We start from the raw sequence: 24,688 nt of genomic DNA, 5'->3' as shown, positions 1-24,688 counted from the left end.
AGCGGGTTGTACATGATACAATGTACTCACCCGCCCAAAAGATAACAGTGATAGCTAAAAGGTAAGTAATTTTATCCTTTCAGTGCTTTGTCACCACGGCCAATACCTACCGCGCCAGAACGCACAAGTTCAATAATGTCGCTTTCGTGACGTAATAGATCCAAGAAAGACTCAAGACGGTCGGCTGAGCTTACCATCTGTAATATATAACTTTGCTTGCCCATATCTATAATGCTGGCTTGGAACACCTCAGCAACACGATTGATAGCAGCTCGTGTTACTTCATCTCTGGCATAGACTTTTACCAGTAGCAGCTCTCTTTCAATGTGCTGCATATCAGTTAAATCTATAACCTTAAGCACATCCACCAGCTTGTTAACTTGCTTGGTGATTTGTTCAACAATGCGGTCATCGCCTTGGGTCGTGATGGTGATACGAGATAGCGTTTTGTCTGCAGTTGTACCCACTGTTAAGCTGTCAATGTTGTACGCACGTTGAGAAAATAAACCCACAATACGAGAAAGAGAGCCAGGTTCATTCTCTAATAAAATCGATAGTATTCTTCTCATTATGCTTTTACTCCTTTTTTCAACCACATCTCGTCTATCGCACCTTGCTTAATTTGCATCGGATACACATGTTCAGACTCATCAACCAAAATATCTAAAAATACAAGTCGGTCTTTAATCGACATTGCTTTTTCCAGCGCCGCATCAAGTTGCTCAGGTTTATCAACCCGAATACCGACATGACCATAACTCTCGGCAAGCGCAACAAAATCAGGCAGTGATTCCATATAAGAGCTTGCGTGACGTCCCTCATACATCATGTCTTGCCATTGGCGCACCATACCAAGCGAGCGATTGTTTAACGAGATGACCTTGACAGCAAGGCCGTATTGCAAACAGGTTGAAAGCTCCTGAATATTCATTTGGATAGAACCATCCCCAGTTACGCATAATACTTCACTTTGCGGGAATGCCATTTTTACGCCCATCGCAGCGGGTAAGCCAAACCCCATGGTGCCAAGACCGCCTGAATTGATCCATTGACGAGGTGATTTAAACGGGTAGTACTGCGCTGCAAACATCTGGTGTTGTCCTACGTCTGAGCAAATATACGCGTCACCGCTGGTCATTTGGTATAGCTTTTCGATAACCGTTTGCGGCTTGATTTTTTCAACACCCGCTGTAAACGACAAACACTTCTGAGCGCGCCATGTGGTAATTGCTTGCCACCAATCTTCTTGTGCGGCGCGGTCGATGCGCTTCTCGCTTTTTTCGATACCGCGTAGCAATTGCTCCATCACCGTATCTAAGCAGCCCACAACTGGAATATGCGCTTGAATGGTCTTAGAAATTGAAGTTGGATCCACATCAACGTGGACAATTTTGGCATCCGGACAAAACTTCTTAACGTTATTGGTCACACGGTCATCAAAACGCGCCCCTAACGCTAAGATAACATCGGCATTCGCCATCGCCTTATTCGCTTCAAGACTACCGTGCATCCCTAACATGCCAATAAAGTTAGGGTGTGTGCCACTGATCCCGCCAAGACCCATTAGGGTATTGGTGATAGGCGCGTTTAGTTTCTCAACCAGCTCAGTTAGTTTTTCTGAGGTATTCGAAAGAATAATGCCGCCACCAGAATAGATAACCAAACGCTTCGCTTCAATAATGGCTTCAACCGCTTTGCGGATCTGCTTGGAATGCCCCTTTACACTCGGGTTGTAAGTACGCATATCAATCTGTTCAGGCATCTGATAATCGAATTTAAGCGCGGGGTTTAAAATATCTTTTGGCAGCTCAACCACAACCGGTCCCGGTCTACCAGAGTTTGCTAGATAAAATGCTTTAGCTAATACTTCTGGGATTTTTGTCGCATCGCGGCAGTTAAAACTGTGTTTAACGATAGGACGAGAGCAACCAACTATATCCGTTTCTTGAAACGCATCATCGCCGATTAGGTTTGAAGGTACTTGCCCTGAGAGTACAACCATTGGGATTGAATCCATATAAGCCGTCGCGATCCCTGTAATGCAGTTAGTGGCACCAGGGCCACTGGTCGCAAGGACGACACCGACATCTCCCGTAGCTCTGGCATAACCGTCTGCCATGTGGGTTGCTGCTTGCTCATGTCTAACCAAGATATGCTCAATATCTGATTGCTGAAACAAGGCATCATAAAGATCAAGAACCGATCCGCCGGGATAGCCAAATATGTATTTTACTTTTAATGCGCTCAATGCTTTTACTACTAGCTCGGAGCCGTTGTATTGCTCTGCCATTACCTCATTCCTCGTTGACTGTGCGTGCCTGTTATATTTCTAAAATCAAAAAAAAACCCCGCTGGTTGCGGGGTTTGAGTATTTCTTTCAAGTAATAGCTCCCCGCTGAACTCTATGAAGAGACCAGTACCACCACGAGAACGATTAGTTGAAAGAAATTAGTCATTATTTTGCCTTTAAGTTGATTTCAAAGTTAGCCTACACAGTATTAGATATAAATTCCACCTTTCCACCTTTCAAATGTTGAAATATTACATTTCAATTTAAAATTCACCACCAATTAGATTTTTTATTTAGTAGCACTTATACGGGAACAAAGCGATAAAAATGCTAAACTTAAAACTCAATTGTACTGGGGTCTCTTAGATGAATATTTTTAAACTAAGCATATTGTCATCGGTCACGCTGCTATCAAGTGCTGCGTCAGCGCAGGTGCTCTACAAAGATCAGGTTATCTACTGGCAGGAGAAAAAGCTCGGCCGCACACTGAGTGAATACGAGCGGAAAATTGCAATTGAGCAATTCACCAAAACAAAGCCCATTGCCAGCCAAATAAAAACACCTTATGCAATTAAAAATGTGCACCTTGGCAATACTAAGTTGGGCAAACAATTTGCGGTGGGCACGGCGCAAACACTTAATGAAGCCAAAATCCTTGCTATTCTGGTCGATTTCCCGGATTTGCCTAACGACCAAAACCGACTAAACCCGGGTGATACTGATATGTACTACCCAAGCTACCCCGCGTCTCACTACCAATCATTATTGTATTCGGATAGTGGCTATAACGGGCCTAACAACGAATCGTTGCAATCCGCTACCCAGTTTTATCAAGCGGCCTCAGGCGGAAGCTTCAAGGTATCTGGCAATGCATTTGGCTGGGTAAGAGCCGCTCAAAATGCAGCCTACTATGGTGAACAAGAAGGCGATACCCGAGACTTAAGACCGGAAGAGTTGGTGTTTGAAGCTGTAAGCAAAGCTGTAACGCAATTTAATATCGACTTATCTGAGTACGATAAAACAGATTTGAATGACATAGATGGTGATGGCAACCGCCTTGAGCCTGACGGCATTATTGACCATGTCATGTTATTTCATTCAAGTATCGGTCAAGAAGCAGGTGGCGGCGTATTAGATACTGACGCAATTTGGTCACATCGCTTCTTCGTATTTGATGAAAACAACCAGCCAAAGACAATTCCAGATACCAATTACAAGGTTTATAACTACACTATTAATCCTATTGATGCTGCAATCGGTGTGGTTGTCCATGAATTTGGTCATGACCTCGGATTACCGGACGAATACGACTTAAATTCCAATGACATAGGTGAACCTGTTGCGCTGTGGTCAGTCATGTCTTCAGGCAGTTACTTAGGTCAATTAAGTGGCTCGCAACCCACCCAGTTCTCCCCTAAAAGCCTTGAGTTTTTGCAACAAAATTACGCAGGTAATTGGTTAACCCAAACCGAGTACACGTTTGATGATTTGAGTACAGAACAAACGGTAACACTCACAGATATTGGGGTGAACAATGGTACTACGAATCAAATAAAGATAAATTTGCCTGCGGAACTAGAGGAATTTGTAGCGCCACTTGATGGAAATTATCACTATTACTCCGGACAAGACGACAAACTCAATAACCAAGCAAGTTTTACCGTAAGCTTGCCTAACGCAAGCCAAATTTCATTATCCATGCTTGCAAATTATAGTATCGAGCTTAACTACGATATTTTCCAAGTGGCGGTAAATGGGCAGCCAATAGCTGGCAATACAACAAAATCAAACCATCCAAATTATGCCAATGTCACTCACTACATGGATGGCGAGTCATCTTCTTTTGGGGCTAACCCAATTACGCTAGATTTTGATATCTCAGCGTACCGAGGACAAACTGTCACCGTAACATTCGTTTATCAAACTGACGATTTTGAAACACTTAAAGGGGTATTACTAGATAACATCTCAGTGACAGCGGATGGTACGCAAATTTATACCAATACCGCAGAGCCAACAAACGACTTAGTCTACAACGGTTTTCGTAAGATTTCCGGCTATAGAGCTAAATCTGGTAACGCTTACTACGCGCATTTACGCTCATTTAGAGGGTTGGATGCGGGTTTGTCTTTGTCTGGTTACAATTCTGGTGTGTTGATGTGGTACAGCAACGATGGGCAAAGCAATAACTCCACTTCGTTACACCCCGGCTCAGGCGATATGTTGGTGATTGACCAAGACCAAAACCCAATTTTCAAAGCCGACGGTACGACACCCGCAACGAGTATTATTCAAGTCAAAGATGCAACACTGCGTTTAGATACTCAAAAAGCAGGTCTTGGCGATCAACATCTCACGCCAATCAGTACGTTTGATGATACTCAGGATTACACTTTCTCAATCCAAAAGGAGTCAGGTGTTAGTTTGCCAAGTTTTGGTGTTCAACTTAGATTGAATACCATAGAAGAAGATGCAAGCAGCGCGCAAGTCGGTGTAATTTATCTCAGCGACCCTAAAATCACTCAAGTACAATCTCAAAACACCGTTAAGTTTAATGTCAAAGGCTTAGCATTAAACGAATCAGATAGTTTTTTGTGGAGCTTTGGTGATGGTCAAACAAGTAACGCGCTTTCACCTGTTCACAGCTATCAAGATATTGGCAACTATACGGTAATGTTCACACGAACCAAAGCTGACGGGAGCAGTTCAGCGCTGAGTTCAAATGTTAGCGTTGGCAACGTCGAGCCAATCCCGCTTACAGTCGGTGATATCAAGGCGACCGCAGTAGGGCAAGGCTTTGTCTTCAATGCCGAGATCAATGGTGGTAAAGCGCCTTATGAGCTTGAGTGGAACTTTGGTGATGGAGCAACATCAACATCAAACTCAATTGAACATATCTATGAGCTGAGCGGCACATACACGGTAACGCTTAATGTGAAAGACGCCGGAGGTGAAGCGGTAACTAAATCAACCTCAGTGACAGTCGTAGTACCTCTAAGCATTGAAGCCACAGCGACCACATCGAACTTACAGGCAAGCTTTGTCGCAACTGCTGTTGGTGGTGATGGTAACTATCAAGCTAATTGGGATTTCGGTGATGGCACACAAGATTCTGGTTTAACTACAACGCATAGTTACGCTCAAGCGGGTACATATGATGTCGTGTTAACGCTATCGGATGGTGCAGATCAAAGCGCGAAAGGCACTGTTGAGATCACAGTAACGGCACCAACAACAACGCCGATAGATTCTGGTGATAGCGGATCGTCTGGCGGCAGTATCGGATGGTTTGCGTTAATTGGTGGAGTACTAGTGGGATTAAGAAGAAGGTGGTGCTAACGCACCACCCAAGGATTAAATTGAGCGTTAAGAATTAAAGGCGCTCAATTACCGCCTGTGTGAAATCGGTAGTGCCGTGGCTACCACCAAGATCGCGCGTTGTACGGTCACCGCTCTTGATAACGTCAGCTACTGCACTGCGGATTTTTTCCGCTTTATCAGCTTCGCCTAAGTACTCAAGCATTTGAATTGAAGCTAGAATAACAGAAGTTGGGTTTGCAAGGTTTTTGCCTGCGATATCTGGTGCGCTACCGTGAACCGCTTCAAAGATTGCAGCATCAGTACCAATGTTTGCACCTGGCGCCATACCAAGACCACCAACAAGACCCGCACAAAGATCAGAAAGGATATCACCGAAAAGGTTTGTTGTGACGATCACATCAAACTCTTCAGGTGTCATTACAAGTTTCATACAAGTAGCATCAACGATCATTTCTGCTGATTCAATTTCAGGGTAACGCTCACCCACTTCACGAGCAACTTTAAGGAATAGACCTGAAGTTGATTTTAGGATGTTCGCTTTGTGAACCGCTGTTACTTTCTTACGACCTTCACGCTGCGCTAACTCATAAGCGAAAGTTACGATCTTTTCAGCACCTTCGCGAGTGATCTTTGACATTGCTTCCGCTTCGTTGCCATCTTCAGAGACAACTTGACCAAGACCTGAGTACATACCTTGCGTGTTTTCACGTACGGTAATGATATCAATATCATCGTAACGTGCTTTAGTACCTTCAAATGACTTAACTGGACGAACGTTTGCGTAAAGGCCAAAATGCTTACGCAATGTCACGTTGATTGAAGTGAAACCTTCGCCAACAGGTGTAGTTAATGGGCCCTTTAGCGTGATTTTGTTACGCTCAATTGCTTCTAGCGTTGCTGCTGGAAGTAATTCACCTGTTTTTTCTAAAGCAGCCAAACCTGCGTCTACGTACTCGTATTCATAGTCGCAACCTACGGCTTTTAAGATCTCGATTGCTGAATCGATGATGCTAGGGCCAATGCCGTCGCCACGGATAACTGTGATGGTTTGCTGTGCCATGTTTTTTCCTTTATCAAAAGTTGGAATACACCCGAGAAGAATTGCAGACTAAGTTTAGTAGAAATTAACAAAGGTGTACGTTCGCTTGTTTAAGCCGCGTTTTATAGCAATTAATTAGGTCTTATTCCAGTATGGAATGAAAAAATGACATACATATGATTTATGCTTGTTATTGATAGTATTTATAGAATAAATATCAGGCAATAGATGAGTAAAATCCGGCCTCTAGTAGCGCTACATCAAACTTTTGTGCGGTAACAAAACGACTTTCAGCTAATACGTCATCGACTAATTGTTTTTGCCATGCAGTTAACACAAAAGTGGGTGATATCACTTTAAGTGCAATCAGTTTAATAAAAATGAACAGTTTACACTGTGTGTTGGTCTGAGATTTTTTTAACGTTTCGCTATCTAGCATTGCCTTATGAAGAATGCTTTTTTTAAAATACTGCTGATTAAAGTCTAGGTATTTATCTTTTGCTATTGCGCGGATCCCAAATAGGTTAGCAATGGATACTAGTTCTTCTGAATACTCACGAGAATGGAGTGCAGTGGCATGTTGGATCTCTACCCCTTGTTTAGTCACTAAAAATACAATAACCGCTGCAAATGGCGACAATAAACGCTCAAATTGTTCACCATAACTTTCACCAACATATAAGGCGATGATTTGACTAATTACGCCATATTTATGCACGATATCTTCTGTGAAAGGAAGCTTATGATTGGCTATGATCTGCTCAAGCAATACTCGCTGCGCCAGTAATCCAGCTGCATCAAGTCCTACCATGGCGAGAGAGTGCCTAACCGATGCGGCTTTTAGATTTTCACGGTTATACTGCTTTGCTGCTATCTGCAATGCACTTGACACCGAATCGAACTCGCAAATCAGCTTTTCAAGTGCACGAATACTTTGAAATTGACTGTGAGATAAGGCTTTTACTGTTTCTAGTAGATGTAAATGTTCAGAACCAAATGGAAGTGCTGCCGGTTCAGCAGCTCGGTCCCAGATATTGTAAAGTAGCTTTGCATCTGTCGTTGCAGTTAAACCACAGTGAAACTGGAATTTACGGTTGGCCTTCGCCAGCTTTTTGGTTTGCCCTTGTTCGACAACAGCAATTATTTTTTCACTATTGCTTTGTATCACCAAAAAGCCCACTTCGCCTTTAATCTCGCACAGCAACCCCGCAGGATGTTTAACAAATGCCCCAGCAATTGCACTCAGCACTTTTAATGCAAAAGCATAACTGAGCTTGCTATAAAGAAGCTTAATCGCTCTGTCTAAAGCCACGCAATTTTGCTTGTGTGTTGGCGTTATTAAGCTTGCTAATCGGTGAGCGATTGCCACAATCAAAGAAGCATGGTCATTAAAGCGCTGAGGGGTAGAAGCCACTAGCTTGCTGTCGTAGTTTGAAAGGCGAGATAAAATTCGCAAACATTGCAAGTTAGGTGTTTGCCCATCACTCAGTATTTGTACAGCCAATTGATGGCGAACTTTCCAAAGCTTATCTTGCTGTGCATCTAACTTTTTACCTGCTGCAAGTTGATCGCTTTCTCTCGCTACGCATAAATAGTCCGCAAAGCTTGCAAGCAATAGCTCTTCGGTTACTGCACGAGAAAACTTTAAGTGATGACAAGCCATACAAACCAACACATTTTGATTCATGACCAGATTAGTGTTGTAACCCAAGTTTTGTGAATACAGTCCAAGTTGTCCATGCATGCTACTAGGCGAGGACTCATAACAGTCCATATAAAGCTGTGCAAGTTTAACTAAGGTAGGGTAGATAGAAGACCACTTCTCTTTGTGATAATAAAGACGTAATACTTTGTGTGTACCTTGGGCTATCGCGAACAGCGTTTTACTAGTAACTATCCTTGCATCCATCTATCTTTACCAATTTTATTAAGTAAACGGTCTATTTTAAAACGGTAAAATAGCTTTGTTAGCAAGGCAAAACCATTGCTATTTAGTTGTTCTAAATGAGGCGTTGTTAACGAAGCTAATATGGTATTTTACCCTTCAAATTGGTTGGAAGATTAATTTAATTGGTATCACACTTTATCAAATGTGACCCGAGCACCAGGTCCCCAAAGCTTTAATATGCCATTTTCAAACAATAACCCGGTGCATTCATCTTCCGTAGTAATACCATCTGGTTTTACAAGCTGAGTGCGATAAAACACAATTTGTACAATCGTATTGTCTTGTTTCTTCTTTACATACGTTAGATCCGGGCTACCCAAGGTATCTAACACAGTGTCTAACTCAGTCGGCTTTTCAAGGCTAAGATTACGAATGAAACGATTGTTAAACGCTTCTCGGTCCTGCCAAATCATCGCTTGCGGGTCATCTTTATAATAATTGATCACGAGAAACACCACAGTAACGTAAACCGCAAGGCCAAGAAATATGTACTGTAGTATTTTCCTAATCATCTAACTGCTCAATAAAGAATGGGTAAAACGGACCTTGTATCTGCAAAAACTGAGATACGCTTGTATGCAATATATCAAAGTCATCTACATTCGCCTAGCGCTTAGCGACGATGTGATACATTGCCAATCAAAAGTCCCTTCAAACCACTCGTATATCCTTCAAACTAAAGCCAATTTCAATATCTCTTCTTAGTGTCACCAGTGCAAGGCTGGTAACATAGTCGCTTGCTCCGGCCTCTAATTTTGCTTTTGCAGCAGGCTTTACGGTCTCATCTTTTAGCATACTTTCAAAGTCGTCATGTTTTGCCAGTAGCTCTTGCGCCGTCTTTACCCCAACCCCTGTAACACCAGGAATATCGTTCGTCTTGTCGCCACTTAATGCCCAAAACATTTCGAGCTTGCTTTGGGTGACAGAAAATCGACTTTTGATATCTTCAATAGAAATTATCGACTTTTTGAAATAGTCGTACACAGAGATAGCATCATTTATTAGGGGTAAGAAGCCTTTATCAGTCGATACTATCGTGCAGTTGACATTGGCGGCAGCGGCTTTACAAGCAAGCGTCGCGATGACATCGTCAGCTTCATCATGTTCGGGATTAAATGATTTAACACCGACATTTGCGAACGCTTCTGAAAACTTATCGAGGTTCTGATTTAGGAATTCGGGCATTGGTTGGCGGCTTATTTTATATTTTGGGTAGAAGTGATAACGCCAACTCTTATCACCATCAAAGACCGCAACGGCGTGTGTCGCCCCTGTTTTACGTAACAAGCTACGAGTAGCTTGTTCTACACGAAGACAAGAGGCCTTTATATGGGCCTCTTGTTCTTTATTACCTTTTGGTTCGTTAACAGCATAGATGCGCCTGATAAGGTTAAGCGCATCTATTAACAACAAATTATTCATTCACTCTAAGCTTTAATTTTATAACACGGTATATATTTGCTCCCAGGTAGCTTCATTCGCCCCTGAGCCACAAATGCACCTAGCAGCTTATCCATATCGGCCATCAGTGATTTATCACCACTTAGTTCATACGGACCATGCTGCTTAATTGCTGTAATACCTTCATCTTTCACGTTACCGGCAACAATACCAGAAAAAGCACGTCTTAAGTTAGCGGCCAGTAATTGTTTTGGTTGCTCTAGGTGTAAGTCTAAGCCCGACATATTTTCATGGGTAGGTGCAAATGGATGCTGAAAATCATTTTCAATCTTTAATGTCCAATTAAAGTAATAAGCATCACCTTCGGACTTACGATACTCGCGCACCGTTGCCATCGATTGTTTGAGCTTTTTGGCTACTAGCTCTGGATTGTCTACGATAATCTCAAACTTAGACAGAGCTTCTTTCCCGAGTGTTTTTTCAACAAAGGCACTGAGTTCTTCAAAATATGCAGCTGACTCTTTAGGGCCTGTTAAGATCACAGGCAAACATTGCTTTTCGTTTTCTGGATGTAACAAAATCCCCAGTAAATAAAGCAGCTCTTCAGCTGTTCCAGCACCACCTGGGAAAATAATGATGCCATGCGCAATGCGTACAAACGCCTCGAGACGCTTTTCAATATCAGGCAAAATCACTAATTCATTAACAATAGGGTTAGGCGGTTCAGCAGCAATAATACTGGGTTCGGTAAGGCCTAAATAACGGTTATTCGAGATCCGTTGCTTAGCATGACCAATTGTTGCTCCTTTCATCGGGCCTTTCATTGCGCCCGGTCCACAACCGGTACAAATATTTAGGCCGCGAAGACCAAGTTGATAACCTACTTCCTTGGTGTACTTGTATTCAACTTCATTGATTGAATGACCGCCCCAACAGACAATCATGTTAGGGTCTTTATTCACTTCAAGCGCATCAGCGTTACGCAGCATGTCAAAAACCATATGGGTAATTTCTACCGGCGATTTGTTTTCACCATGGTATTTTTGACAAATAAAAAGTATGTCGCGGATCACAGAGAATATGTGCTCATGAATACCGGTGATTATTTGACCATCGACAAAAGCTGACTCGGGGGGATTGCTTAACGCAATTTTTATTCCTCGCTCGCGTGCGAGTAGCTGGATATCAAAATCTTCATATTTATCGTAGATTTCAGAGCTGGAATCAGTATGACTACCTACATTCAATACCGCCAATGCACAATTTCTAAAAAGCCTATATCTCTCACTTGTGGTTGACTGCTGAAGTAAATCGACTTCCAATCTCGATAATAAGTTAAGAACCCCAGTTGGGTTTAGCTCTACTTGCATAGGCTTACTCCTTGTTTGTAATGCGCAGCGAATTGGTATAACTGAGCAAAGCGGGGACGAGTATAATGTCTCACCGCTCAGCCTTTGCCCAAGTTAACTCTATTTACTTAAAACACAATCTATCTCGCCCGCTGTTTTTCGCTTCATAAAGCGCTGCATCAGCTCGGTCAAAGGCACTCAATGCAGTGTCCCCTTTGACAAACTGAGTAGCGCCGAGAGAAATCGTAATTTCGACTTCTTTTTCTTTAAATTTGAATGGTATAGATTTAATGACTTGCCTTACTTTTTCAAGCGGTTTTTGCGCATGATTCAGCGGCATACCCGGCATTAGCAAAACAAACTCCTCGCCGCCGTAGCGTGCGATAAAATCGCTTTTCCTAATAGACTTTTTAAGAGCTCGTGCGATCACTTGCAATGTTTTGTCGCCCGCACTATGACCATAACGGTCGTTGATAGATTTAAAGTGATCGACGTCGATAACAACCAGCGTTACATCTGAGTCGTTTATCTCAAATAGGTGCATTTCATGGGTTAGACGCTCATCAAAAGCTGCTCTATTTGGTAACTTAGTTAAGCTATCCAATAGGCTTTTGAACTTTTGTTCGCTGAGTCGCTTTTTATAATTTGAAACTTTAGACTCTAAGGTGTTAATACGATTATTAATTGCATCAAACGAGTCAAGCAGCGCCTCTCGTTCATGTTTTTCAAGCTTTTCACGCTCTATCAAATCAGCACTCAATAATTTCAACTCATTGTCGACCAAGGCTTTAAGCTCAGTTATTGAGTTGGCGTTTTGGGTTTGCTGATTTAAGTTTTGAATTTTTAATTCTATTTTATTGTTTAACGACTGAAGTTCTTTAGATGTTGATTTTGAACGCGCCGTTGTTTCAACAATAGAGCGATGTAGCTCTTCCAGTGTTTGATTCAGTGAAACCAAAAAACCTTGTGCGGATTGGCGCTCTTTGGCAATCGTTTGCGCAATAATTTTAATGATTTCTGTCGCTGCTGAATATAAATTATCTAAACTGTTGTTTTCCGCAACGCTTGCGCGGATCTCTTTAACCTTTTCAATTACTTCATCTTCGAAAATTAATTCGTTGATCAAAGCTTGAAGCTCAGCAGCTAGTTCTGGGTGGTGGCTATGAGATGTTTCTTCAGTAATTTCTACTTTTGATTGTAAAACTGTATGGTAGATAGAAACCAAAGACTCCAACGCGGGGATATAAGCGTTAGTAGAGTTGATATCTTCAAGTTCTACGTCCAATAAGTGACGCAACTTTCTACGCGACTCATCTGGTAATCCCTTCAGCTTCTGTAGTAACTTTCCGCTTTGCTGAATTGCTGTTTGCAAAGCTTTTTGATTATTTGAATTGGTCACTTCTTGTGACTTTAGCGGCTCGGAAATTGCGTCAATAAAAGGCGCAAGCAGCTCAAAATCGACGCCTTTATTAAGTGCAATACGAAATTTAGCTAACTGATTATCAAGTGAAACATCTTGCCCTTTGCAAGCTAAGGATAACTTTGCAGCAAACTGAGTAAGGAGTTCAACTTGTTGTTTTCTTGCATCCTCAAGCGTTTTTCTAGCCTCTATGGCTTGCTTTAATTTCTGCTCGAGCATTACGGCATTGTCAGTCACAGATTTCCAATCATAAAATAATCTCTTAGTTACTAAGTCTACAACAAATTACGCTGTTATGCGCAGAAATTTAGCACGGTAAAGTATCGGAGTTTGCTGTTTACTCATCGATATTACTTCGCGTGTAAGTCGCTGATTTGATAAATTGATTTTATCTCGAATTACCGAAACAAAAATAATGAAGAAAAGTCTCATTGCCTTAGCGTGTGCAGCAACATTTAGTGTTTATGCTGACGTTGACTACCATATTTCAATTACACAACCGCAGCATCACCTTGCAGAAGTAGAAGTTAAATTTCCAAAATCCTCACAAACAAGCATTGATGTGCAACTTCCAGATTGGCGTACAGGTCGCTATGAGATATTGGATTTAGCCAACGGCGTACGCTTTTTTGATGCGAAATCTCACAACGGGCAAGCACAAAAATGGGAAAAAATTGATAAAAACACATGGCGCGTACACCTTAGCGAACCTACCGAGCTGACGGTTAAATATCAGGTTTATGCCAATGAGTTAGGTCTACGAGCCAGACACATAGATGACACCCACGCGTTTATCGATGCATCTGGCTTTTTGATGTTTAGTGAATCTTTCAGATCTGAGCCTGTTTCTGTTGAACTCAATGTACCTAAAGGCTGGCGCTCAGTCTCTGGTATGGACTTTGCCGATTCAAAACACAGCTTCAAAGCCGATAACTACGACATATTGTTAGATTCCCCTATTGAAACTGGTATTAATCAGCTGCATAAATTTGACGTAGATGGCCGCAAATATGAATTAGTTATTTGGGGCGAGGGCAACTATGACGTTGACCAAATGCTCGCGGATCTTAAAAAACTCGTTCAAACCGGCACGCTCATTTGGCACGATTATCCTTATGACCGTTATGTCTTTATGGTGCATGCAACCAGTGGCGCGCGCGGGGCAACAGAGCACTTAAACTCGACGATTATTCAAAGACATAGAGACAGTTTTAAAGAAAGAGATGATTACATTGGTTTTATCTCTACAGCAGCACATGAATTCATCCACACGTGGAATGTCAAAAACTATCGCCCAGCGGGCATGGTTCCTTATGATTACGTCGCACCAAATTACACGGATTTGTTGTGGCTAGCTGAAGGCTCAACCAGCTACTTTGAGGATTACTTGCTGCTAAGTGCAGGGATCACCACCAATGACGAATATCTTAAAATGCTGACTAAGCGTGTTAATCGTCATTTGAAAACTCCTGGTCGTCAAGTTCAGTCAGTAGCAGCAACGAGCCTTGATAAATGGATCAATCAAGGCGGTGACCATGGGACAAATTACAGCACCAATATCTATTCAGAAGGTGCGTTGGTGTCCATGGCACTTGATATCGACTTACTCGAAAAATCAAACGGAAAAATTAGCTACCGTGACGTGCATAAAGCACTTTACCAACAGCATAAATTGCCAAATAGCTTCACCAGTGAAGATGTTAAACACATCCTAAAAGCGCTTACTGGTCAAGACTACAATACTTGGTGGAATGAATATGTTGATACACCAGCGAACATAGATTTTGACAAGTTATTCGGCAAAGTTGGGCTTGTTTATGATTATCCAGAATCGGCAAAAGTGATTGCAGGCTTAGATGGTATGGCAAGACAAAAGGGGGAATTACTGGAGCTGACCCATGTAGCTCGAGATGGAAATGCATGGCAAGCGGGGCTAACAGCAGGCGACCTTATCGTTGCATTTGATAAGCACCATGTTCGTAAAGATTTAAAAGCGAGCTTAGAAAACTTCAAGCCAGGTCAAACAATCACGGTAGATTTTATCCGTCGTGATAAGTTGATGAATACGAAAATCAAGCTTGACCGCGACCATGATAAGCCTAAAAAAATAACATTTACGCCTAACCCATCAAGCGAGCAAGCGTTACTTTATAGAGCGTGGATGGGGGTTTCTCACCCAAATGAAATAAAATAATGTGCAATTAAAAAGGGCTGATCACTATCAGCCCTTTTTGTTTCAAAGTCCTAAGATTAATCGCAATCAGCTTAACTTAGGGCAACTTAACTTACATAATGCGAGAGAAGAAGCGTGAACGGTTTTTAGAGCGACTTCTACGCATAGAAGAGCGGATCTGAGAGCGTGTACCCGCAAGCCAGCTTTCACGGTCAACTTTAGCGTTATCACCACGTCTTGCTTCTTCAGTAGCTCTAAAGCCACAGAATTCACGGTATGCTTTTAAGTCTAGCGACAGTTCTTGTAACACAAGTTCAATCATAATCGCATCATCAACATAGCCCAATACAGGGATATGATCAGGGACGATATCTTCTGGCTCACTAAAGTAGGCGAGTGCAGCCATGATCTCGCGCTTTTCATCTTCAGGCATTTGCCATTCTTCATCCAACACCGCATCAATTAGCGTTTGTAATGAAATTAGACGAGTGCTTACAAATTCAGGAAGGTTGGATTTTTCCATCGTTGCCACTAAATCACGCGCTTTAGCGATAATCTCAGCATCACCAATATTACCATTTTTTTCAATGGCAGCTTTCATCATTCCACGGAAGTGTTCAAGATCTGAATCAGAGAGTTCAAAGTTGATTTCTATAGACACGTCTGTGCTCCCTCAACGTTGTTATTATTAATGGTTTAAGCAAAAAGTTAAACTTATTGCAATAATCTTAGATACTAGCACATCTTTTTCAGAAGTCTTCCCATAAATTACACTTTTAACACGAATTTTTCTCTATTATGTACAAGTGTAAAACCCGTTGTTCAAAAGGCGTACAGCGGTTTCCAGCACATAACTAGAAGTGTCGCTGATAGCGTTTGAGAACCAGCCCGCGATAAAACTTGTTTTTTATAAACTTATTTATCTGTAGCAATTGTTTGCGCCAAAAATACCACTTTGCTCCTGTCGCGCTTGGTGCTCTATCTATGGTACTTGCAAACTTTTCGCCATGGCTAACAGGACAAGGACTCATTACGAATACACTCAGATCTTTTTCCCAAAAATGTTGATAATCAATATCAATCGGTCTGCCAAAAGGAATTGATTTGGATAATATTTTCTTTGCCCCTTTGAGACTTACAAGCTGGGCAACGGTTCCGGCTGGTACCTTATTTTGCATAAATAACGATAGTGATTTATTCAGCGGAAAGCTTGCGATCGGAGTGCGTTTGTTCTTTTGAGATTGAAATAGCTTGATCATATCCCAATCAAATGGCAATGAAGCGATCAGTTGGTCAATCTGTGCTAAGTCGTCGTGTAGTTGGAAATCATCTTCAAAAATAAAAGCATAGGGCAGTTCTAACTCAACAATTTTGCTCAGTACTTTTATATGACTTAAATAACAACCTATCTCTCCTAATGTTAAAGGCCGGAAATATTGCTTAGCGTTTTTTAACTTACAATAACTCGTATCTAAAACGTCTGCGCTCAGCTCTGCACCTTTTACAGCGCTTATCCTTTTAAAGGGTAGAGAGTACTTATCAAACTGAAGAGTAGATTCCTTGAGTCTATCAGTACAAGAATCTAAATTGATGAGAAAAATATTCGGTTTGGTCACAATGAGTCTTAAATCCGCTAACTAATTACATTTTGAGTGTGCGACTTTTGTATGACAGTGAAATGACGAAACTCTGACATAGAGTAGGGTATTAACCCTACTCTATAAGAAAGTATTACCAGTCACTCGCAGCTGAGCAATAACTCACTGCAGTCTGACGGTCTTCCGTTCTGTTATCATGGCGACTTGACATACCGATGATTGCACCATTACCACCTAATGTCCAAGGTTGGTCGTAGCCTGTGTATTGTGTTGTAATACATGATTCAGCGAATAGTGCAGCGCCTGTGCTCGAGGTTGCCATAGATGCGCAATTAAAGTTAAACAAACGGTCTTCTGTGCCATTATCGTGACGACTTGACATTCCGACAAAGAATTGACCATTAGGACAAACAAAGTTAAACGCTTGGTCGTATGAATTTACGTAACCGCTCCACTTTGTCGTTTTACGATAAATGCGACTGCCGCTATCCGTTGTAAATTTTGCACAGACTAAGCTAAAACGTCTGTCTTCTTGTTTATCTTGATGGTAGCTTGAAATTGATTTTATAAACATATTACTTGGACAAGTGTAAGTAAATGCTTGGTCAAAATCATTTAAATACCCCGTATTGAGTTCACTATAAACACGTAAGTTACCACCAGCTAGCGTTGAAAAATCACTGGCAATTTCTGTGCGCTCAGTTTTTGCTAACTTAGTCTCAGTAACGTCATAACCTGAAACATCGTTATTAGTTTCTATTAGCGCAATTATCTCATCTAGATTCTTAGCTTGAGAAGCGGGGATCTCATATACACTGCCATTTACTGTATACTCAAATGGCTTAGCTTGTTCATTAGCCGAAGCTGGGTTACAAAACATAGCAAGAGAGAGGGATAGAGCAGACAACTTTATCAATGTGTTCATCTTAATTCCTTTAAAAATAGTAGTTAATTTAGCGCTAACAACAAAAATAGCAGCTGAATTAAATGCTACTTTTTTTTAATAAACAAGCTTTTTATTAACACATCAAAACAAAAGAAATGCATAATAAGCATCAATTAAATATAGACTGTTGCAGATCCCAACTCCACTCAAAATATATACTGCTTATTTTTTCTAAATTTTTATCGCGTTACACCACAATTACTATTCAATATTTTCATATAAAAGACGCCACACGAAGCGACATTAGAATCGAGTAAAGCAACAATTAAAAATTTATTAACGCTTAAACAGACAAAGTGAAGTGGATTGCAAAGGAGGAATGCTAGGGGACAGGGTAGGAGAAGCACAACGCTTCTCCATATTTTACATCTTATTTTTCAGTCACATTAAACGTAACGATCCATGGCGTGACTTTGTCGAGGCCTTTGCCTAGTTCAATTGCAATTTTGCTAGTAGAGCTCGGTGACATAATTTCCGTGCGCATTAGCTGGCCACTCTTTTGGCTATCACCAACCCAAGAGTGATCTAAACATTGCTTTGCGAGACTCTGCGCATAGTTATGGATTTTTACCGCGTTTTCGTATTCCTTGAACTGCTCAGAACAGGTATATTTTGATTTTCCAGAAGCGCTTTCTATGATTTGGCATTTATTGCCAACTAGATGTGCCTTGGCCTGCCAAGAGTTGATTAACTTTGCGCCGACTTCAGCACCTTTAAGCGCAGAAAACCCATTGGGTGATGCACTTAGAAGTGCATTAAGTTTCTCGCAATTAGACATATCATCGAGCTTCTCTTGTTGCTCAGGGGTCAATGTTGAACATCCGGCAGCTGTCAACCCTGCCAGCATTAGACCAAGTAATCTTGTTTTCATAAACCGTTCCATACTGTTCGCAATCGCACCATTAAAGTTAGACTAATATTTTGCCACTGCATAGTTGTAAGACTATGAGAAGTTTACCTTATTTATATGAACAGGGGTTGATCTAATTACAGATTTATCCCGATTGTGGTAGGTTGGCTTGTTACTGCACGATGTCTGGAACAAGCCACCGAAGGGATAGGCGAAAGGATTACTTACCCAAAGCGCAAATTACTTATGCCTATCTTTGAGCGTACTGACCACCTCACTGAGTGTAAGCCCTTGTCGCTGTAATAAGACAATAAGATGATACAGTAAGTCTGCGGACTCATTGAGCAACTCTTCGTTGTCGTTTTTCATCGCCGCCAGCGCCACTTCAACCCCTTCTTCTCCCACTTTTTGACAACTACGACTTAAGTCTTTAGCAAATAAAGAGGCGGTATAACTGCTTTCAGGAGATGCATTTTTCCTCTGGGCAATCACTCGCTCAAGCTTTCCTAAAAATGCAAGCTCTGGCATGGTGTCCGCAAAGCAGCTTTCGCTGCCGAGGTGGCAAGTTGGACCTTGCGGCTTTGCATAAATCAGCAAGCTGTCTTTATCACAATCGGTATGTACTTCCACCAAGGTTAAAACATTGTTTGAGGTTTCACCTTTGGTCCAAAGACGCGATTTTGAACGCGAATAAAAAGTGACGAGCTGCTTTTCTAGCGTCACTTCAAGGGCTTCTCTGTTCATAAAGCCTTGCATCAACACTACCCCGGTTAATACGTCTTGTACGATAGCGGGAATGAGTGCTGATTTATCAAAATCTACTTCTGCTATGTTTTGTTTATTAATTATCATTGTCGTGCCGCCACATCATTATTTATTAAGAACTGCTTGAGCTTTGGAATGTCAATTACACCTTTATGGAACACACTTGCAGCCAAAGCACCATCTACATTAGTTTGTTTAAATACATCAACAAAGTCTTGCATACTGCCTGCGCCGCCAGAGGCGATAAGTGGCACTTTACACAGCGCTCTAATCGCGCTGAGCTGCGCTATGTCATAGCCATTACGCACGCCATCTTGATTCATACAATTAAGTACAATCTCTCCAGCACCAAGATCTTGAACTCGTTTGACCCATTCTTGCGTTTTGTATCGAGTACGACTTGCCGCATTCGGATCGCCAGTTAACTGGTATACTAAATATTCTTGAGTTTGCTTATCATAAAAGCTGTCTACGCCTACAACCACACATTGCTTGCCAAATTCGTCATGTAACTCTTTAATGAGTTCAGGCCTTGCAATGGCAGGGCTGTTAATGGAGATCTTATCCGCGCCTTGCTCAAGCACTCGAGCCGCATCAGCCACCGATTTAATCCCACCAGCTACACAAAATGGTATATCGATATGTCTGGCAATTTCAGCGACCCAATTGACATCGAGCAAACGCTTTTCGACGCTAGCACTGATCTCATAAAACACCAGTTCATCAGCACCTGCCTCGCTATAACGCTGGGCGAGATCAAGAATATCACCGACGACTTCATGGCCTTGAAATTTAACACCTTTGACCACCTGACCGTCTTTTACGTCTAAACAAGGAATTATACGTTTTGATAACATGCTAAAGCCTCCTCAACGCTAAATACACCTTCAAGTAGCGACTTGCCAAGTATCACTCCACCTACTTGTTGCTTTGCAAGCCGTGCAATATCGTCAAGAGAGCTCACGCCGCCAGATGCTTGTACTTTAATTGCACTGTTATGCTTAGTGATGTCTTCGTATAAGGAAAACGATGGACCTGTCATCGTGCCATCCTTACTGATGTCCGTGCATAAAAAATCACTTACACCTTGCTCAACATAAAAATCTAATAGCTCGAATAGATCGCTTTTCGCATCATTTAGCCAGCCGTGAGTGGCTGGAGACCAGCCGCTCTCGGTTTTGTTCACATCAAGTGCTATCACAAATTTATCGGCGCCACATGCTTTAATCCACGCAGCAACTTCTTGTTTTTTATCTACCGCCATAGAGCCTATCACCACTTGGGCGGCTCCGGCATCTAACCATTGCTTTACATCGTCAATACTGCGAATACCACCGCCTACCTGAAAGGGAACAGATAAAGCCTTAGTCGCCGCTTGGATAGTGCGCCATTGCTTTTTGCTCGGGTCACGAGCGCCTTCTAAATCCACCAAATGTAGCTTGGCTGCGCCTGCGTTTTGGTATTCAAGTAAACGCTCGGCTAAATTAAATGGGTAAAACTGTGCGGTTTCGTACTTGCCTTGATACAAACGAACAATATTGTTCTCTAATACATCTAAAGCGGGAATAATCATTGTTCGTCCTTTTATAGCTGCCAATTAATAAAGTTTTGTAAAAGCTGCGCGCCAACCTTGCCGCTGCGCTCAGGGTGAAATTGCATGCCGGCATAATTGTCGTTTGCAACAATCGCAGAAAACGCTTGACCGTACTCACCCGACACCAGTGTCGATTGATTGATGGTATGCGCAAAACTGTGTACAAAGTACACTTGGTCTTGTTCACTAAGCCCTGTAGTGAGCGCATGAGGCTTCACCACACGAAGATTATTCCAGCCCATGTGCGGTGCAGTTAACTCGTTAGTCTCTAATAACTCAACCTTACCCGGAATGCGACCTAAGCACGGAATATCCCCTTCTTCAGTCGATTCACAAAGCAGCTGCATCCCTAAACAAATCCCCATCAAAGGCCGTTGATAGTCGGCTATTGCCTCTGCCCAGCCTTGCTCATTTAAGCGCTTCATTGCCACATTGGCGTGGCCGACGCCGGGTAAAATGGCTCGTTCAAAGCGGACTAATTTCTCAGGTGCAGTGATCACTTCAGGCGTGACACCAAGGCGCTCAAATGCAAAACGCACTGAGTTAATATTGGCACAACCAGTATTAATAATTGCAATCATAAACACCCCTTAGAACTTGCCATTTGCTGTGACGCATCCGCTGCAATTGCCATACGAATAGCACGAGAAAATGCTTTGAATAAGCCTTCAACTTGGTGGTGGGCATTACCTTCGCTTACGCTCAAAATTAAACTCACTGCCGCATTATCCGCGAAGGATTTAAAGAAATGCTCAACCATTTGAACATCCAAGTCACCCACTTTATCTCGTGTAAAGTCAGCATTAAGTACAAAAGACGCGCGTCCAGATAAATCCAACTGACATTCTGCTTTACATTCGTCCATAGGCAACGCAAAGCCATAACGTGCGATTTGTGATTTTGTACCAAGCGCGATCTTAAAAGCCTGACCAAGGGCAATCCCGATATCTTCTACAAGGTGGTGCTCGTCTATATGTAAGTCACCTTTCGCCTGAATATTCAGGCCAAGGTTAGCGTGAGTTCTGATCTGATCTAGCATATGGTCAAAAAAACCAAGCCCTGTTGAAATCTCTCCATTGGCTTGTTGGTCCAGATTTATCGCTACCGAAATCTGTGTTTCTTTGGTATTTCTAGCAATTTGTGCACTGCGATTTAAGGTGGTTAACTGCGTCACAATAGCAGGCCAGTTATCTTCGTAGAGAATACCTTCAATGCAGAGGTTTTCTGCAAGCTGAATATCGGTTTGCCTATCGCCAATAACAAATGATTTGCTAAGATTCACTTTACCAGAACGCATCAGTTCTGTGAGTAATCCTGTTTTAGGTTTGCGACATTGGCAGTTGTCTTCGTCAAAGTGAGGACAGATCAGAACTTCATCAAAACGGATCCCTTGGCTTGTTAAGATTTGCATCATTTTATCTTGAGGCGCATCAAAATCAGCTTGAGGGAAGCTATCTGTACCGAGACCATCTTGATTAGATACCATCACTAGCTTGTAACCAAACGACTGCAGTTGTAATAACGCTGGGATCACATTGGGTAATAGTGCCAACTTCTCTAGGCTATCCACTTGCTTATCGGTTATTGGCTCTTCGATAATAGTGCCATCGCGGTCGATGAATAAATAGGGGGCGCTCATGATACTTCCTCAGTCACTTGGCATTGTGTCAGCCAGTTTTCTACTTGTTTTAATTCCTGCTCGTTGCCGATAGAGATCCGCAACCAGTTGTCCTCGCCAAACAGCACAAATGGCCGCATGATTAACCCCTGGCGCATCGCTTGCTCCACAAACTGTTTGTCGGTTAGCTGTAAAGTAACAAAGTTGCCTTCGCCGCATAATATTGCGCTTACGAACTCGCTGTCTTGTAGCCATTGTATAAGCTTCTTTTTTGCTAGGTTCAAAATAGAGACTTGCCGGCGCATCTGCGTTATCGCATCTGACGTTAACGCTGTTGCTGCTATTTGTGCCACGACTGTAGAAACAGGATAGGGCGCAATTACTTTTCTCACCGGTGCCAATAGCACTTCACTCGCTAACATAAAGCCAACGCGAAGACCTGCCAGTGCAAACGCTTTAGATAGCGTACGCAGCACAACAACGTTCGAGAATTCTTTGATAAGCTCAACACAGGTTTTTTCTTCACAGAACTCAATATAAGCTTCATCAACGACCACGATTGCACGGCCTTTAAGCTTATCGGCAAGTGCAGCGACTTTGCTGGCAGGTTGCATTGCACCGGTTGGGTTATTTGGATTACAAACGAAGACAAGTTTAGCGTCGCCAATTGCAGCGGTTAGTGTATCCACATCGTCATCGGCAAGCTGATCTTGGCTTAATTCATTAATAGCGATGTTGTGGGTGTCTGCCGTAACTTTGTACATACCATAAGTAGGGATAAAGATTGCAATGCTATCTTTGGCCGGTTCACAATATGTGCGTACTAATAACTCAATGCCTTCATCGGCACCACGTGTCATCAGTACATTTGTTTGATCGACCTTTGCGTAGCCTGCATAGGCATCAATTACCGCTTGTGGCTGCGGATCTGGATAACGGTTTAAGTTATCAAAGCGCATTTCAAGCACACGAGCGTATGGACTTTCATTGGCATTGAGCCACGTGGTGCCTGTTAGCTTTGCACTTTTCGCAGAACTGTAGGCCTTAAGCTTTTCAATGTTATTTGGTAGCGCAATATTAGTCATTATTATTCTCCAACCTCACTTTAACGGCGTTCGCGTGTGCATCTAGGCCCTCAGCTTGTGCCAAAGGTAAAATCGCTGTGCTTAACTTACTCAACCCTTCTTTAGTAATGCTTTGCACGGTGTAAGCCTTATAAAAATCCATCAGATTTAAACTTGAATAGGTTTTTGAATAACCATAGGTCGGCAATACATGGTTGGTGCCTGACGCATAGTCACCTGCTGATTCTGGCGTATAGTCACCAACAAATACTGAGCCCGCGTTTTTTACTAGCGGCAGGAAACGCTCTGCATCTCTTATCTGTAAAATAAGGTGCTCTGGCCCATACTCTGCTGAGATCTCAAATGCTTGCTCTATGCTCTCAACTAAAATCAGCGTGCTGTTTTTAAGCGCAGCTCTGGCAATATCAGCGCGACTAAGCTTGCTTAGTTGACGCTCGATTGCAGCTTCAGTTTCTTCGATTAGTTGACTGTCAGACGCCAATAATATGACTTGCGAGTCTTCCCCATGCTCCGCTTGAGAAAGTAGATCGGCGGCGATAAATTCTGGGTTAGCGCCCTTATCTGCAATCACTAACACCTCCGAAGGGCCTGCCGGCATATCAATCGCAAGTCCCGGCACTGACTGAGAAAGCAGCTGTTTTGCCATTGTGACAAAGCTATTGCCTGGGCCAAAAATTTTGTTCACTTTTGGTACGCTGTTAGTACCTAGCGCCATGGCAGCAATTGCACCTGCACCACCACATTCAATCACATCGGTAACACCACACAATTTAGCCGCATACAAAATCGCAGGATGTATTTGGCAATCACCTTTGACTGGCGTCGCCAACACTATTGTTTTTGCACCACTTAGCTGCGCACACACCCCTTGCATCAAGACAGAAGAAGGCAGTGGCGCGCTACCACCAGGTACATACAAACCCACGGCTTCTATCGCTTGATATCTGAGCTCGCAGGTCACACCTGACTGAGTCTCTATTTTCTTGCTTTGTGGTAACTGCAACTGGTGAAACTTTTTAATGTTGCTATACGCTTGGTCAATAGCACTTTTAAGTTCAGGTGCTAACGCAAATTCGCTTTCAATAAGTTCTGTTCCTGTTACCCGTATTCTTGGGCTAACACGGGCGTCAAACTGCTCGGCATAACTTAGTAACGCGGTGTCACCATTGCGAGCGACGTTATCAATTATCTTTTCAACTGCCGCTTTTACCTTATCACCCACTTTGACCGCAGGACGGCTCAAGCATTCGCTGCGTTGCTCGCTGGTGGCTTGCTGCCAATCAAACATGCT

General features: G+C 42.5%; 21 protein-coding genes. 2 read left to right on the top strand and 19 right to left on the bottom strand.

Annotation, left to right across the window (positions count from 1 at the left end; translation table 11 throughout):
• Window positions 1-71: 71 nt before the first annotated feature.
• Complete coding sequence (gene ilvN, locus EXT47_RS20485) at window positions 72-569, bottom strand: acetolactate synthase small subunit (RefSeq protein ID WP_010377111.1); 498 nt, start codon at window positions 567-569, stop codon at window positions 72-74.
• On the bottom strand, window positions 569-2,290 hold the full coding sequence (locus EXT47_RS20480; RefSeq protein ID WP_130127441.1) for an acetolactate synthase 3 large subunit: 1,722 nt from the start codon (window positions 2,288-2,290) through the stop codon (window positions 569-571). Before EXT47_RS20480 ends, ilvN begins: the two co-directional genes overlap by 1 nt.
• A gap of 366 nt (window positions 2,291-2,656) precedes the next feature.
• On the opposite strand from EXT47_RS20480, the gene EXT47_RS20475 reads away from it, so the two are divergent.
• Window positions 2,657-5,629, top strand: coding sequence for an immune inhibitor A domain-containing protein (locus EXT47_RS20475; protein ID WP_130127440.1), 2,973 nt, complete (start codon window positions 2,657-2,659; stop codon window positions 5,627-5,629).
• A 34-nt stretch (window positions 5,630-5,663) separates the two neighbouring features.
• Here EXT47_RS20475 and EXT47_RS20470 read toward each other — a convergent pair whose 3' ends face one another.
• The 6 genes from EXT47_RS20470 to EXT47_RS20445 all read right to left on the bottom strand — a co-directional run bounded on the left by EXT47_RS20470 (window position 5,664) and on the right by EXT47_RS20445 (window position 13,005).
• Window positions 5,664-6,671 carry an isocitrate dehydrogenase gene (locus tag EXT47_RS20470; protein WP_010377116.1) on the bottom strand — a complete coding sequence of 336 codons (1,008 nt, stop codon included), beginning with the start codon at window positions 6,669-6,671 and terminating at the stop codon, window positions 5,664-5,666.
• A 196-nt stretch (window positions 6,672-6,867) separates the two neighbouring features.
• Window positions 6,868-8,559, bottom strand: a complete 1,692-nt coding sequence (locus EXT47_RS20465; protein ID WP_130127439.1) for a hypothetical protein — start codon at window positions 8,557-8,559, stop codon at window positions 6,868-6,870.
• A 167-nt stretch (window positions 8,560-8,726) separates the two neighbouring features.
• Complete coding sequence (locus tag EXT47_RS20460) at window positions 8,727-9,110, bottom strand: DUF3192 domain-containing protein (RefSeq protein WP_010377120.1); 384 nt, start codon at window positions 9,108-9,110, stop codon at window positions 8,727-8,729.
• A 139-nt stretch (window positions 9,111-9,249) separates the two neighbouring features.
• Window positions 9,250-10,020: a flap endonuclease Xni gene (gene xni / locus EXT47_RS20455; RefSeq protein ID WP_039495286.1), complete on the bottom strand. Its 771-nt coding sequence runs from the start codon at window positions 10,018-10,020 to the stop codon at window positions 9,250-9,252.
• 5 nt (window positions 10,021-10,025) lie between these two features.
• Window positions 10,026-11,369 carry a nucleotide 5'-monophosphate nucleosidase PpnN gene (ppnN, locus tag EXT47_RS20450; protein WP_130127438.1) on the bottom strand — a complete coding sequence of 448 codons (1,344 nt, stop codon included), beginning with the start codon at window positions 11,367-11,369 and terminating at the stop codon, window positions 10,026-10,028.
• Between the two features lie 103 nt (window positions 11,370-11,472).
• Window positions 11,473-13,005, bottom strand: a complete 1,533-nt coding sequence (locus EXT47_RS20445; protein ID WP_130127437.1) for a GGDEF domain-containing protein — start codon at window positions 13,003-13,005, stop codon at window positions 11,473-11,475.
• A 178-nt stretch (window positions 13,006-13,183) separates the two neighbouring features.
• On the opposite strand from EXT47_RS20445, the gene EXT47_RS20440 reads away from it, so the two are divergent.
• Window positions 13,184-14,962 carry a M61 family metallopeptidase gene (locus tag EXT47_RS20440; protein ID WP_130127436.1) on the top strand — a complete coding sequence of 593 codons (1,779 nt, stop codon included), beginning with the start codon at window positions 13,184-13,186 and terminating at the stop codon, window positions 14,960-14,962.
• A 91-nt stretch (window positions 14,963-15,053) separates the two neighbouring features.
• Here EXT47_RS20440 and EXT47_RS20435 read toward each other — a convergent pair whose 3' ends face one another.
• The 11 genes from EXT47_RS20435 to hisD all read right to left on the bottom strand — a co-directional run bounded on the left by EXT47_RS20435 (window position 15,054) and on the right by hisD (window position 24,685).
• Window positions 15,054-15,602, bottom strand: a complete 549-nt coding sequence (locus EXT47_RS20435) for a YkvA family protein (protein WP_130127435.1) — start codon at window positions 15,600-15,602, stop codon at window positions 15,054-15,056.
• A gap of 193 nt (window positions 15,603-15,795) precedes the next feature.
• Complete coding sequence (locus EXT47_RS20430; RefSeq protein ID WP_130127434.1) at window positions 15,796-16,557, bottom strand: glycosyltransferase family 25 protein; 762 nt, start codon at window positions 16,555-16,557, stop codon at window positions 15,796-15,798.
• Between the two features lie 115 nt (window positions 16,558-16,672).
• Window positions 16,673-17,464 (bottom strand): dermatopontin-like protein, encoded by a 792-nt coding sequence (locus tag EXT47_RS20425; protein ID WP_039495277.1) that lies wholly within the window; start codon window positions 17,462-17,464, stop codon window positions 16,673-16,675.
• Between the two features lie 391 nt (window positions 17,465-17,855).
• Window positions 17,856-18,356 carry a hypothetical protein gene (locus EXT47_RS20420; RefSeq protein ID WP_039495275.1) on the bottom strand — a complete coding sequence of 167 codons (501 nt, stop codon included), beginning with the start codon at window positions 18,354-18,356 and terminating at the stop codon, window positions 17,856-17,858.
• Between the two features lie 219 nt (window positions 18,357-18,575).
• Window positions 18,576-19,187 carry a bifunctional phosphoribosyl-AMP cyclohydrolase/phosphoribosyl-ATP diphosphatase HisIE gene (gene hisIE, locus EXT47_RS20415; protein ID WP_039495273.1) on the bottom strand — a complete coding sequence of 204 codons (612 nt, stop codon included), beginning with the start codon at window positions 19,185-19,187 and terminating at the stop codon, window positions 18,576-18,578.
• Window positions 19,184-19,957 (bottom strand): imidazole glycerol phosphate synthase subunit HisF, encoded by a 774-nt coding sequence (gene hisF, locus EXT47_RS20410; RefSeq protein ID WP_010377140.1) that lies wholly within the window; start codon window positions 19,955-19,957, stop codon window positions 19,184-19,186. Before hisF ends, hisIE begins: the two co-directional genes overlap by 4 nt.
• Entirely contained in the window at window positions 19,939-20,673 is a 735-nt protein-coding gene (locus EXT47_RS20405) for a 1-(5-phosphoribosyl)-5-[(5-phosphoribosylamino)methylideneamino] imidazole-4-carboxamide isomerase (RefSeq protein WP_039495271.1), read from the bottom strand. The genes hisF and EXT47_RS20405 overlap by 19 nt, the downstream gene beginning before the upstream one ends.
• Before the next feature lie 11 nt (window positions 20,674-20,684).
• Window positions 20,685-21,275, bottom strand: a complete 591-nt coding sequence (gene hisH / locus EXT47_RS20400; RefSeq protein WP_039495270.1) for an imidazole glycerol phosphate synthase subunit HisH — start codon at window positions 21,273-21,275, stop codon at window positions 20,685-20,687.
• Window positions 21,272-22,333 carry a bifunctional histidinol-phosphatase/imidazoleglycerol-phosphate dehydratase HisB gene (hisB, locus tag EXT47_RS20395; RefSeq protein WP_130127433.1) on the bottom strand — a complete coding sequence of 354 codons (1,062 nt, stop codon included), beginning with the start codon at window positions 22,331-22,333 and terminating at the stop codon, window positions 21,272-21,274. The genes hisH and hisB overlap by 4 nt, the downstream gene beginning before the upstream one ends.
• Window positions 22,330-23,397 carry a histidinol-phosphate transaminase gene (gene hisC / locus EXT47_RS20390; RefSeq protein WP_130127432.1) on the bottom strand — a complete coding sequence of 356 codons (1,068 nt, stop codon included), beginning with the start codon at window positions 23,395-23,397 and terminating at the stop codon, window positions 22,330-22,332. The genes hisB and hisC overlap by 4 nt, the downstream gene beginning before the upstream one ends.
• Window positions 23,390-24,685 (bottom strand): histidinol dehydrogenase, encoded by a 1,296-nt coding sequence (gene hisD / locus EXT47_RS20385; protein ID WP_039495265.1) that lies wholly within the window; start codon window positions 24,683-24,685, stop codon window positions 23,390-23,392. Before hisD ends, hisC begins: the two co-directional genes overlap by 8 nt.
• Between the last annotated feature and the right edge of the window lie 3 nt (window positions 24,686-24,688).

The sequence above is a fragment of the Pseudoalteromonas sp. CO342X genome, assembly GCF_004208915.1.
GTDB classification, from domain to species: Bacteria; Pseudomonadota; Gammaproteobacteria; order Enterobacterales; family Alteromonadaceae; genus Pseudoalteromonas; species Pseudoalteromonas maricaloris.
Note: the sequence above shows the minus strand (reverse complement) of the source record. Positions and strands in the feature narration are given on the sequence as shown.